Source organism: Rhizobium ruizarguesonis, from assembly GCF_012349115.1.
Taxonomy (GTDB): Bacteria; Pseudomonadota; Alphaproteobacteria; order Rhizobiales; family Rhizobiaceae; genus Rhizobium; species Rhizobium ruizarguesonis.
Map to the genome: position 1 here is coordinate 1 of NZ_PQIG01000081.1, position 11,971 is coordinate 11,971.

At 62.8% G+C, this 11,971-nt stretch carries 13 protein-coding genes; 6 read left to right on the forward strand and 7 right to left on the reverse strand.

What is annotated here, in order from left to right; all coding sequences use genetic code 11:
* Positions 1 to 374 precede the first annotated feature (374 nt).
* Together rnhB and C3Y91_RS18435 are read right to left on the reverse strand one after the other, a co-directional pair.
* Entirely contained in the window at positions 375 to 1,064 is a 690-nt protein-coding gene (gene rnhB, locus C3Y91_RS18430) for a ribonuclease HII (RefSeq protein WP_018070119.1), read from the reverse strand.
* A gap of 162 nt (positions 1,065 to 1,226) precedes the next feature.
* Positions 1,227 to 2,384 carry a PA0069 family radical SAM protein gene (locus C3Y91_RS18435; RefSeq protein WP_130664142.1) on the reverse strand — a complete coding sequence of 386 codons (1,158 nt, stop codon included), beginning with the start codon at positions 2,382 to 2,384 and terminating at the stop codon, positions 1,227 to 1,229.
* Between the two features lie 139 nt (positions 2,385 to 2,523).
* On the opposite strand from C3Y91_RS18435, the gene C3Y91_RS18440 reads away from it, so the two are divergent.
* Positions 2,524 to 3,042, forward strand: coding sequence for a glycosyltransferase family 2 protein (locus tag C3Y91_RS18440; protein WP_024321297.1), 519 nt, complete (start codon positions 2,524 to 2,526; stop codon positions 3,040 to 3,042).
* A 187-nt stretch (positions 3,043 to 3,229) separates the two neighbouring features.
* Positions 3,230 to 3,544 (forward strand): hypothetical protein, encoded by a 315-nt coding sequence (locus tag C3Y91_RS18445; RefSeq protein ID WP_018070116.1) that lies wholly within the window; start codon positions 3,230 to 3,232, stop codon positions 3,542 to 3,544.
* Between the two features lie 126 nt (positions 3,545 to 3,670).
* Here C3Y91_RS18445 and moaB read toward each other — a convergent pair whose 3' ends face one another.
* From moaB to C3Y91_RS18465, 4 genes are all read right to left on the reverse strand, one after another.
* Positions 3,671 to 4,222 carry a molybdenum cofactor biosynthesis protein B gene (gene moaB, locus C3Y91_RS18450; RefSeq protein ID WP_130682748.1) on the reverse strand — a complete coding sequence of 184 codons (552 nt, stop codon included), beginning with the start codon at positions 4,220 to 4,222 and terminating at the stop codon, positions 3,671 to 3,673.
* A complete protein-coding gene (locus tag C3Y91_RS18455) occupies positions 4,222 to 5,133 on the reverse strand; it encodes a 4-(cytidine 5'-diphospho)-2-C-methyl-D-erythritol kinase (RefSeq protein ID WP_130681060.1) in 912 nt (303 codons plus the stop codon). Before C3Y91_RS18455 ends, moaB begins: the two co-directional genes overlap by 1 nt.
* Before the next feature lie 57 nt (positions 5,134 to 5,190).
* On the reverse strand, positions 5,191 to 7,023 hold the full coding sequence (locus C3Y91_RS18460; RefSeq protein WP_168575667.1) for a tetratricopeptide repeat protein: 1,833 nt from the start codon (positions 7,021 to 7,023) through the stop codon (positions 5,191 to 5,193).
* Between the two features lie 134 nt (positions 7,024 to 7,157).
* On the reverse strand, positions 7,158 to 8,174 hold the full coding sequence (locus tag C3Y91_RS18465; RefSeq protein ID WP_018070111.1) for a polyprenyl synthetase family protein: 1,017 nt from the start codon (positions 8,172 to 8,174) through the stop codon (positions 7,158 to 7,160).
* A gap of 108 nt (positions 8,175 to 8,282) precedes the next feature.
* Between C3Y91_RS18465 and C3Y91_RS18470 the strand changes: the two genes are divergently transcribed.
* Positions 8,283 to 8,510, forward strand: coding sequence for a putative signal transducing protein (locus tag C3Y91_RS18470; RefSeq protein ID WP_024321294.1), 228 nt, complete (start codon positions 8,283 to 8,285; stop codon positions 8,508 to 8,510).
* Between the two features lie 6 nt (positions 8,511 to 8,516).
* The gene (locus tag C3Y91_RS18475) at positions 8,517 to 9,293 is read left to right on the forward strand and encodes a tRNA1(Val) (adenine(37)-N6)-methyltransferase (RefSeq protein ID WP_130666618.1); all 777 of its coding nucleotides are present in this window, start codon (positions 8,517 to 8,519) and stop codon (positions 9,291 to 9,293) included.
* A 29-nt stretch (positions 9,294 to 9,322) separates the two neighbouring features.
* Here the strand turns inward: C3Y91_RS18475 and C3Y91_RS18480 are convergent, their stop codons facing one another.
* Positions 9,323 to 10,663 (reverse strand): Nramp family divalent metal transporter, encoded by a 1,341-nt coding sequence (locus C3Y91_RS18480; RefSeq protein ID WP_075224753.1) that lies wholly within the window; start codon positions 10,661 to 10,663, stop codon positions 9,323 to 9,325.
* A gap of 198 nt (positions 10,664 to 10,861) precedes the next feature.
* On the opposite strand from C3Y91_RS18480, the gene C3Y91_RS18485 reads away from it, so the two are divergent.
* Positions 10,862 to 11,722, forward strand: coding sequence for a S49 family peptidase (locus C3Y91_RS18485; RefSeq protein WP_018495057.1), 861 nt, complete (start codon positions 10,862 to 10,864; stop codon positions 11,720 to 11,722).
* Positions 11,723 to 11,740: 18 nt separating this feature from the next.
* Positions 11,741 to 11,932, forward strand: a complete 192-nt coding sequence (locus C3Y91_RS18490; RefSeq protein ID WP_003556931.1) for a membrane protein — start codon at positions 11,741 to 11,743, stop codon at positions 11,930 to 11,932.
* Positions 11,933 to 11,971 lie beyond the last annotated feature (39 nt).

The following is an 11,971-nucleotide window of genomic DNA, read 5'->3' on the forward strand; positions in this document are numbered from 1 at the left end:
GCTCTCCCACGGGCTTGGTGTCCCAAAGGTGCATCGGTCTTCCATCCGCCACCGCAACAGGCATTACAGCGCCAGGAGCGGGTAAAGGGAAGTTACAAAGGTGCCCGTAGGGCGGATGAGGGGGCCGGCGAAGCTGGCCTTCCCGAGCAACGCTCATACGAGCTTCGACCGCGCTGTCGTCATCTCGACTAGGTTCAGGTAGCTGTGACGTGGCGCGGCGAATAGGATAATGGGACGGATGTGCCGCGCGGCCCCCTCATCCGCCTGCCGGCACCTTCTCCCCGAGGGGAGAAGAGGACATGCAGCAACCTCTCCGTTCCTCACGCGCCTTTTATAGCGCGTGTTCTGGCCTTCTCATTCTTCTTGAAGTTGACCTATTCGGAAAGCAACTCGTCCGTCTCAGGACCGTTCTCGGTCTTGCGCAAGGGCCTGAAGCTCATCCGGTGCAGGGAGCAGGGGCCGTGCTTCTCGATGCCGGCGCGGTGCTGTGCCGTGCCATAGCCCACATGCGCGGCAAAACCGTAATCCGGAAACACGCTATGTGCTCGCGCCATCATCCGGTCACGCGTCACCTTGGCGACAATCGAGGCGGCGGCGATCGAGACCGAACGGGCATCGCCCTTGACCACGGCCTGTCCGGGGCAATCGAGGCCGGGCGGCACGTCGAGCCCGTCGGTCAGCACGTAGCTGGCCGGAATGGCGAGGCTGCAGATGGCGCGGCGCATGGCGTCGAGGCTTGCCTTGCGGATATCCGTCTCGTCGATGCGCGTCGAGCTGGAGGAGGCGATGGAGACGGTCGCGGTCGCCAGAATCTGCACGAACAGTTCCTCGCGCCGTTGCGCCGACAGCTGCTTGGAATCGTTCAGACCCTCAGGGATGCGCTTTGGATCGAGAATGACGGCAGCAGCAACGACGGGTCCCGCCAGCGGCCCGCGGCCTGCCTCGTCGGCGCCGGCGACCGGCCAGTGGCCGGCCTTGCGGGCTTTGAGTTCCAGTCGGAAATCCGGCACGAGCGGAACTGTGTCGAAAAGCAGGGGAGAATCGGGTGACGTGCGAGGTTTCATGCGGCTGAACCTCGCACGCCAACCCGATTGCCCGCAAGTCCCCGGATCAGGGCGGCGGCCGGGGACGCTCCGGCGGATGGTGGCGGTCAGGGCCATCCGCGGGAATTGCGCTCGGGCTCGAAAACAGGCGGTTTCTCGAGAGCCGATGCGCAAGCTCAAAAATCAAAGAAGCGACAGCTGCACGCCGCTGCCATCGGGCGGCACGAACAGATCGTCGCGCAGCGGCATGCTGCGGCGCGTCAGCTCGAAACGTCGGGCGGCCATTTCAAAGCGCCGGGCGATCTGCCAGGCATAGGGACCGGCGCCCTTCATGCGCTTGCCGAACTCGGCATCGTAATCCTTGCCGCCGCGCATCGAGCGTACCAGCGACATCACATGCCGGTAACGATCGGGGTAGTGCTGCAGCAGCCAGTCGCGAAACAGTGGGCTGACCTCGAGCGGCAGCCTGAGGATGACATAGCTCGCCTCGGCAGCACCGGCAGCCTTCGCCGATTCGAGAATACGCTCCAGCTCATGATCGTTCAGTGCCGGGATGAGCGGGGCGGCCAGCACAGCCGTCTGGATGCCTGCTTCGGCAAGCGTGTGGATTGTCTCCAGCCGCCGCGGCGGCGTGGCGGCACGTGGCTCCATCGTCCGGGCAAGCTTGCGATCCAGCGTGGTCACCGAGATGCCGACGCGCACCAGGTTCTTGCTTGCCATCTCCTGCAGAATGTCGAGATCACGCAGGATCATCGCCGACTTGGTGACGATCGACACCGGATGGTTCGCCTTGTTCAACACCTCGAGAATGCCGCGCATGATGCGCCATTCCTTCTCGATCGGCTGATAGGGATCTGTATTGGTGCCGATCGCGATCACCCGCACCTTGTAGCCGGGTTTGGCGAGTTCCCGCTCCAGGAGTTTTGCCGCATCGGGCTTGGCAAACAGCTTCGTCTCGAAATCGAGCCCTGCAGAAAGCCCCATATAGGCGTGCGTCGGCCGGGCGAAGCAATAGATGCAGCCGTGCTCGCAGCCGCGATAGGGATTGATCGAACGATCGAAGGGAATGTCCGGCGATTCGTTGCGGGTGATTGTCGTGCGCGGTTTCTCGACCTGCACTTCCGTCTTGAACGGCGGCAGTTCTTCCCACGTCTGCCAGCCATCGTCGACGGTCTCCCGCTGCAGCGCCTCGAACCGCCCTGTCGGGTTCAGTCCCGCCCCACGCCCGCGCCGCCGATCGACCTCGACTCTCAGACCGGAGGAAACGATCATCGCATCGGCAATATCTGCCGTATTGGCAGGCGCGAATGCGGCCTGCCCTGCCAGGGACTGCTCTCTCATCGGATTCTCCCGCGGCGGAAAGCCATCGCTCCCGCCCGTTTTGCTGATTAAATTCCTATCCGCAAAATGAGAACAATGCAAGAACAAAATGAGGAAAACGGCGCTGGCAAAAATTTGTGCGGCGCATTATAAATAGTCAATGTTGACGGTTGTTCTCGAATGTCAGGATCAGGAATCTGAGCTGGCACAGACCTTATCGGTATTGGTGGCAGGCGCGGTGGAGGGGCTTGTGAGCGATGTGATCGTGCTCGATCACGGCTCGCGCGACGGCACCTCGCGGGTCGCCGACGCCGCCGGCTGCCGCTTCCATTCGCAATGGGATATCAAGGACATCGTCCGCGCCGCCCGCGGCGAATGGTTGCTTTTCGTCGAGCCGGGTGCAAGACCCCAGGCCGGCTGGATCGATGAGGTCGCCGAATATGTGGCGCTGAACAAACTGCCGGCGCGCTTCACCGCATCGCGTGGCTACCGGCGCCCGTTCTTCCAGCGTGTCGGCCGGGCCGTGCCGCCGCTGGAACTCGGCTTTCTCCTGCCGAAGAAGCAGGCACTCGCCATCGCCAAAAGCGGCATGCAGCTGACCGAATTCGTCAAGGGCCAGAAGCCGCGCCGGTTGGCGAGTGAACTCATTCCCTCCTGGGTCGCCCGCGCTGCGCGGTAGGTGTCGCGCCCCTCTCCATAGTTCGCGCAAAAGATGGCGCCCAATAGGATTTTGCGCTATAATTCAAACATGGCGCCGTCGAAGCGCCTCGCTTCGCAACGGAATGGCCATGGAATGCCGGTGAACGGCAGAACAGGTCAGCGAAAATCTCCTCTTCTGCCGGGGTCCCGGCGAAAGGAGGTGCGTCATGGTACGCAGTATGGTCTACGGCCTCATCGCCGTCATATTGCCGACATTGGTGATCGCGCATCCGCATTCGGCAGCATCGCAGATGATGCGCAGTTGCGCAGGCCGACCCGAAATCGTCAATTTCCTGGACAAGAACTTCGCGGAAAAGCTCACGGCAGTCGGACTGATCAACCAGAACGCCATTCTCGAGGTCTATGCCGCCGAAAGCGGCACCTGGACACTCATCGTCACGGATGTTCACGGGATAAGCTGCGTCCTGCTGTCGGGTGATAGCTGGGACACGATGCCCATCTTGCCGGGCCTCGCGACATAACGCATGTCGCGCAAAAGTGTGCGGCGGTTTTTGCGATAACGACATGCGTAAAAAAAAGACCTAAAGCGCAAGGAGCGAATCTGAAAGATTGCGACGCGCTTTAGGGAATGCCGTTGTTGCCGCAGTCTATTTCGTCGCGCCGCGTTTCAGGTGCTCGTCCAGACGCGGCATGATCTCGACGAAATTGCACGGCGCGCTGCGATAGTCGAGCTGTCCTTTCAGAATGCCGTCCCAGGCATCCCGGCAGGCGCCGGGTGAACCCGGCAGCACGAAGATGAAGGTGGCGTTGGCAACGCCTGCCGTGGCGCGCGACTGGATCGTCGCGGTGCCGATCTTCTCGTAGGAGATCCGGTGGAAGATGGCGGAAAAGCCGTCCATCCGCTTTTCGAACAAAGGCTCCAGCGCCTCGGGCGTCACATCGCGGCCGGTAAAGCCGGTGCCGCCAGTGGTGATGACGACGTCTATGTCTTCGTTCTCAGTCCAGGCCTTCACCCGCGCGGCAATCGCGGTGCGATCATCGGGCACGATTCCCCGGTCGACCAGCCTGTGGCCTGCCTCCGTGATCCGCGCCGCCAGCGTGTCGCCTGACTTGTCCGTCTCCGGCGTGCGGGTATCCGAGACAGTCAGAACCGCAATGCCGACCGCGATGAAGGGCCGCTTTTCGTCCAGACCTGCCATCATGCGCCTCCCGAAACCGTTTCCGTCGCCTGGAAATACCAGTCAGGGCGCGCGTCGTGAAGAGCTGCCGCCGCATCTTCCGCGTCAGTCATGGCCGCAAAGATGCCGAAACAGGTGGCGCCGGAACCGGACATGCGGGTCAGAAGCGCGCCGTTCGCTTGCAGCATCGCCGAGATCGCCGTGATCTCGGGCACGAGTTCGCGCGCCGGCGGCTCCAGGTCGTTGCGGGCAGCAGCAATTGCCGCGAGCCAGTCGGCAGTCTGAGGCCGGCTCGGTGCCAGGCGCAGAGCCGGATTGTTTTTCTCCGCCAGCCGGCGGAAAACCTCGGGCGTCGAGACGCCCTTCAGCGGATTGGCGAGCACCATGGCAAAGGCCGGCAGCTCCGGCACGGGCTCGAGCTCTTCGCCGATGCCGCGGGCAATCAGCGGCCGGCTCTCAAGGCACATCGGCACGTCTGCGCCGAGCTTCAGGGCGAGAGCTGCAAGCGCCTCCTCGGGCAACGTCGCGCCCCAGAGCCGCATCAGCCCGCGCAGCGTCGCAGCCGCATCCGCCGAGCCGCCGCCGATGCCGGAGGCGATCGGCAGGTTCTTTTCCAAATGGATGCGGATGGGGAAGGCGAGGGGACCGATCGCCCCGCGTAGGAGGTCGCGGGCCTTCAGCACCAGGTTGGTGCCGCCGTCGCCGGCAAGTGTTCCGCCAAAACGGCCCGACAGGGTGAACTCATCGGTCGGCGACGGCACGAAGTCCAGCCGGTCGCCGTGATCTGCGAAGGTCACCAGCATATCGAGCAGATGATAGCCATCCGGCCGCTGGCCCGTCACATGCAGGGCCAGGTTGATCTTCGCGCGAGCTTCCTCGGTGATGCTGGAGCATGATGCCGAAAAGTGTGAGCGGTTTTCGGACGACATCATGCTCTATTTCTTTGATCTGTATCCGGCCAAGTCCTTTTCAGGCATGCCTCCCGCCCGTCAGGATTTCTTGTCGACCGGCGGCGGGATAACGGGTGCCGGATCCGGCTGCTTCTTGTCGGCCGCCTTGGCATCGTCGCTGGCGGGGGGCAGGCCGTTGGCGACCTTGTCCTTGATCTTCGGGATCTCGGCAGCTTCGGGCTCGGAGCTGAGCGCCCGGTTCCACTGGTAGACGGCCTCGAGCTTGCGCCCGACGCGCCAGTAGGCGTCGCCGAGATGGTCGTTGATCGTCGCGTCGCCGGCCTTGATCTGTGCGGCCCGCTCCAGCTCGTCGACGGCATCGTCGAAGCGGTTGAGGCGGAAATAGGCCCAGCCGAGCGAATCGATGATGTAGCCGTCGTCAGGGCGAAGGTCGACGGCCTTCTTGATCATGCCGAGACCTTCGTCGAGGTTCCGGTTCATGTCGATCCAGGAATAGCCGAGATAGTTCAGCACCTGCGGCTGGTCGGGATTGAGCTCCAGCGCCTTGCGGAAGTTCGGCTCCGCCTGATCCCACTTCTTCAGCCGCTCATAGGCAATGCCGCGCTGGAAGAAGACGCTCCAGTTGGCGCGGCCGGGAATGGGGCCGATCGCTTCGACGGCCTTGTCGTAATTGGTGGCCATCGCCGCGTAGTCCTTGGCGTCGGAGAGCACGCTGCCATAGGCGAGGTAACTGCGGATGTCCTTCGGGTCGGAGGCGATCAGCGCCTGCAGGTGCTTGCGCGCCTCGTCCACCTTGCCGCCCTGGGCAAGGGCAAGGCCGAGCTGCAGCTCGGAGATGCGCCGCATCGGCGAATTCTCCGGCACCTTCTTGTAGAGCGCGATGGCGCGGTCCATCTGGTTCTGCTTCTCGGCGATGCCGCCGAGCAGCACCAGCGTATCGGCGCTGTTCGGATCGAGCGCATTGGCCGTCTGCAGGTACAGCGAGACGATGTCCTCGGCGCCGTCGCGGTTCAGCGCGCCGCCGACGGAGAAGAGCACGCCGGCAGCCCCTTCTTCGGCCGTCTTGACCTGCTGTTCCTGCTTCTCGTTCTTTTCGATGCTGTCGCGCAGCGCGTTCAGCGGCGCATAGTTCGGCAACAGGTTGTCGCCGACGGAAACGGCGTCGAGCGCCTTCTGCTTGTTGCCTTGTGTTGCTTCGAGGCGGGCAAGCGCCATCACCGCGCGCATGAAGGTATCCGGCGCCGTCGCGCCGCCTTCCTTGTCGAGCACGGCATCGTTCAGATGCTGGCGGGCGGATTTCACGTCGCCGGCGACGATGGCGATCGCGCCAGCATTATAATTCTGGAAGATGCGGAACCAGTCCGGCCCCTTCATCTTCTCGACCATGGAAAGCGCTTCCTTGCCGCGGCCGGCGCCGACACGGGCCCAGGCCAGCAGCAGGTCGTTCATCATCCGGTCGAGATCGTTCGGCCCCTTATATTTCAGGATGGACTCGGCGGTCTTGTAGTCGTCGCGGCGCACGGCATCCATGCCGCGCACGATCGTGGTGATGCGCTCGACGGAAGGATCGCCCTTCAGGTCGTTGGCGTATTTGACGCCCTCCTTGATGTCGCCATTGAGCAGCAGCGAGATCATCAGCCGCTGGCGAATCTCGGGATTGCCGGGCTCGATCTGCAGCGCCTTCTTGTAGAGTTCGATCGCCGTTTCGTAGTCATGGTCGACATCGGCGGTGCGCGCCGCGAGGAAGGCGCCGGAGAAAGTGGTCACGCTGTCCGCATCAAAGTGAGCGGCCGTGCCGGCATCGTCTGCCTTGGCCGCATCCTCGGCGTTCACGCCGCCGACACCGCCCAGCGAAAGGACAGCTGCAAGCGCTGCGCTCGTAAGAAGACGGATGGCAAGTCTCTGCCGCATTAGGAAACCTTTCTTCGACAGCGTCCCGACAAATGGTGTCGGTCGCAAAACCAGTTGCGATCACTGATTCACAACAGGATGGCTTTTTTGAAGCGGCGCTGCAAGAAAATCAGCCTGCGATCAAGGACGTTTGATCAATTGACGCGCTCGATGCAGAAGTCGATCACTTCCATCAGGGCGGATTTCCAGACCGTATCGGGAAGGGGCGCAAGCGCGTCCCGTGCGATCGTTCCGTAATGGATCGCGCGGCCGATCGTGTCGCTGAGCGTGCCATATTTGGTGATCAGCCCCAGCGCTTTTTCGAGGTTGGCGTCGGTGCTGTTGCCGGCTTCGATCGCATCGCGCCAGAAGGCGCGCTCGTCCTCGGTGCCGCGGCGATAGGCCAGAATGACGGGCAGGGTGATCTTGCCTTCGCGGAAATCGTCGCCGACATTCTTGCCGAGATCGGCCGCCTTGCCGCCGTAATCAAGCGCGTCGTCGACGAGCTGGAAGGCGAGCCCAAGATTCATGCCGTAGGATTTCAACGCATTGCGGCCGGACCGGCCGACCTCGGCGACGATCGGCCCGACTTCGGCGGCAGCGGCAAAGAGGGCCGCCGTCTTGGCGCGAATGACGGAGAGATAATCGTCCTCCGTCGTCTCCATGTTCTTGGCGACGGAAAGCTGCAGCACTTCGCCTTCCGCGATCACGCAGGCGGCGGAAGACAAGACGTCGAGCGCATCGAGCGAGCCGACATCGACCATCATGCGGAACGCCTGGCCGAGCAGGAAGTCGCCGACCAGCACGCTTGCCTGGTTGCCCCAGATCATCCGTGCCGTCGATTTGCCGCGGCGAAGATCGCTCTCGTCGACGACGTCGTCATGCAGCAGCGTCGCCGTGTGCATGAACTCGACTGACGTGGCGAGTTTGACGTGGTTTTCGCCCCTGTAGTCGAACAGCGAGGCGGAAGCCAGCGTCAGCATCGGCCGCAGCCGCTTGCCGCCCGATGAGATCAGATGGTTCGCCACTTCGGGGATCATCTGCACGTCGGAGCCGGCCTTGGACAGAATGAGCTGGTTCACTCGCTCCATGTCCGCCCTGGTGAGATCGACCAATGGCTTGATGGATGCCAGTTTGTTTTTGCTTTCTTCAAGCGGTATGACCACGCCCAACGACCCGGACTCCTGTTCATTCTTTGCACCTGACAATAGAAAGGGGCGATGGACGCGGCAAGGGGTGAATTGTCGCGCTGAGCGAAATTGGAAGGAAAACGACGGCAAATGCATGAGCTTATCCGCGCCAACGACCCCGTTCTTCTCTCCTATGCCGAGAGTTTGATGAAGGATGCGGGAATTCACTGCTTCATCGCCGATCAGGGCATGAGCGTGCTGGAAGGCTCGCTCGGCATGCTGTCGCGCCGCCTGCTGGTGGATGAGGAGATGGCCGATCAGGCGCGCCGCATCCTCATCGATGCGGGTCTCGGTGGCGAGTTGCGCGAGCGGAAGTGAGCTCCGATGACCGGGGAAACCACTGACACCATCGATGCCTTTCATCGCGGCGCCTTCCATGTGATGCAGCCGAAGGGCAGGGGCCATCGCTCCGGCATGGATGCGATGCTGCTTGCGGCTCTGGTCGCCGACGATCGCCCGGTCAGGGTTGCCGATCTCGGCGCAGGCGCCGGCGCCGCCGGTCTTGCCGTCGCCTCGCGGCTTGCCAATACGCAAGTGGTGCTCTTCGAGCGTTCGGCCGAGATGGCCGATTATGCCCGCCGCAGCATCCTCTTGCCCGACAATGCCCATGTCGCGGGCCGCGTCAGCGTCGTCGAGGCCGATGTGACGCTGACCGCCAAGGCGCGCAACGATGCGGGGCTCACCGATGAGAGCTTCCACCACGTCATCATGAACCCGCCCTTCAACGACGCCGGCGACCGGCGCACGCCGGATGCGCTGAAGGCAGAAGCCCATGCGATGACCGACGGCCTGTTCGAAAGCTGGATCCGCACGGCCGGCGCCATCATGATCCCAGGCGGGCAAATGTCGCTGATCGCCAGGCCACAGTCGATCGCCGAGATCGTTGCCGCTTGCGGCCGGCGTTTCGGCGGCATCGAGATCACCGCTATCCACCCGCGTCCGGGTGAAAATGCCGTCCGTATCCTGGTGACTGGTATCAAGGGATCGCGGGCGCGGCTGTCGCTGCGTGCGGCCCTCATCATGCACGAAGAGGGGAGCCACAAGTTCTCCCCTCTCGTCGATGATTTCAACAATGGCCGGGCGGCCTACGCCAGGCTCTAGACTGGCGCCACACTTTTCCTGGAATTGCTTCAGCCGGTGACGAAGTCGAAGAGCAGCTTGACGTTTAGCCCGGCGATGACGACCGCGATCAGATAGGCGATGCCGCTCAGCCAGCGGGGCGCCACCAGTTCGCCCATCTTGGCCTTGCTGGCGGTAAACATCACCAGCGGGAAGACGGCGAAGGAAAGCTGCAGGCTGAGCACCACCTGTGTCAGGATCAGCAGCTGTGCAGTGCCCTGATCGCCGTACCAGATGGTGACGATCGCCGCAGGCACGATGGCGATGGCGCGGGTGATCAGCCGGCGTACCCACGGCTTCAGCCGGATCTTGAGGAAGCCTTCCATGACGATCTGGCCGGCAAGCGTTGCCGTCACCGTCGAGTTGAGGCCGCAGCAGAGAAGCGCGATGCCGAAGAGCGTTGGCGCGATGGCGAGGCCGAGCAGCGGCGATAGCAGTGAATGGGCCTCGCCGAGTTCGACGACGTCGGTCTTGCCGTGCGCATTGAAAGCGGCCGCCGCAAGGATCAGGATCGAGGCGTTGATCAGCAGCGCGAAACACAGCGCCACCGTGGAATCGATCGTCGCAAAGGTCAGCGCCTCCCTCTTCTCGGGAACGGTATGGCCGTAGGCCCGCGTCTGCACGATGCCGGAGTGAAGATAGAGATTGTGCGGCATGACGGTCGCGCCGAGAATGCCGAGCGCCAGATAGAGCATCTCCGGATTTGTGACGATCTCGGTGGTCGGGAAGAAGCCGGTGAGGACGGCGCCCCATTGCGGGTCGGCAAGCAGGATCTGCACGCCGAAACAGACCGCGATGACGCCGAGCATCGCGATGATGAAGGCCTCCACCCAGCGGAAGCCGAGCTTTTGCAGGAAGAGGATCACGAAGACATCGAGCGCGGTGATCAGCACGCCGAGTTCGAGCGGGATACCCATCAACAGGTTGAGGCCGATCGCCGTGCCGATCACCTCGGCGATATCGGTGGCGATGATGGCGATTTCCGCAAGGGCCCAGAGCGGCACCGAGACATATCTCGGAAAAGCGTCGCGGCAGGCCTGCGCAAGATCGCGCCCGGAAGCGATCGCCAGGCGCGCACAGAGCGCTTGCAGCACGATCGCCATAAGGTTGGAAAGCAGCGCGACGGTGAGCAGCGCGTATCCGAATTTCGAGCCGCCGGCGAGCGATGTCGCCCAGTTGCCGGGGTCCATGTAACCGACGGCGACCATGTAGCCCGGCCCGGCGAAAGCTGCCGCCCTTCGCCATGTCGAGCTGTGACGCCCGGTTCCGACGGTGCGGTAGACATCGGAGAGCGATCCCTCTCCGCGTTCGTGCCGCCAGCCGCTCTTTGCATTCGGATTGAGGACGTCCATGCGATTTCCACCTGTTTTATCGTCAGCGCAATATGACGGATTAGAATGATAATGCAAGTCATTCGCAACAACAAAATCAAACCTGATGTTTTCAGGCCCAATGTTTTCAAGAACGCCGCCATTGCGTTTGCCGTTCCAGCGCATACATGGATGCCGATCGCAAACTGCGATCCTGCGACCCGAAGCGAAGGATGGAAAATGGCCGGATTCTTGAGAAAACTGATGCCGAAACGGTTCCGCAAGGACGGCATCACCATCCCGGTCGTCCGGCTGCAGGGGGCGATCATCAGCGGCGGCGGCCAGTTCCGGCCGACCCTCAATCTCGCCAATGTCTCTCCGGTTCTGGAAAAGGCCTTCGCCATGAAGGACGCGCCGGCGGTTGCCATCTCCATCAATTCGCCGGGCGGCTCGCCCGTCCAGTCGCGCCTGATCTTCACCCGCATTCGCGAGCTCGCCCGCGAGAAGCAGAAGAAGGTTCTGGTCTTCGTCGAGGACGTCGCCGCCTCCGGCGGCTACATGATCGCGCTCGCCGGCGATGAGATCATTGCCGATGCCACCTCCATCGTCGGCTCGATCGGCGTCGTCTCCGGCGGTTTCGGCTTTCCCGAACTCTTGAAGAAGATCGGCGTCGAACGCCGCGTCTATACGGCGGGCGAAAACAAGGTGATCCTCGATCCTTTCCAGCCGGAAAAGGAAAAGGATATCGAGTACCTGAAGAGCCTGCAGCTCGAAATCCACCAAGTCTTCATCTCGATGGTGCGCGAGCGTCGCGCCGGCAAGCTGAGGGATGATGCGACGGTCTTTTCCGGCCTGTTCTGGAGCGGTACGCGCGGCCTCGAGCTCGGCCTCATCGATGGCCTCGGCGACATGCGCCAGGAATTGAAGAGGCGCTACGGCCAGAAGACCAAGCTGGAGCTCGTCACTGCCGGCCGAGGCCTGTTCGGCCGCCGAATTCCAGGCGTGTCGCCGGTTTCGCTCGAGGGCGCTGCATCCGGTCTCGCGACAGGGCTTGTCGAAGCGGCGGAAGAGAGAGCATTGTGGAGCCGTTTCGGGCTTTGAAGGGAGCAAGAGAGGGGCATGCCGCAGTTAATTACCATTCTGATCCTAGTCTTCTCAGCTTGGTGGCTTTACCGCCGCTTCGTCTCTGATGCCCGCAAGCTCGCCGAAAAGTCGCGCCGTGCTGAAAAGGAGCGCCAGACCGGCGCGATCGGCACGCTGGTCAAGGACCCGGCAACCGGAGAATACCGGCTGAAGCGCGAGGGCGAATAAGAGGAGTCGCCATTGCCTCTCACCCAGCGCTTGCCCCTC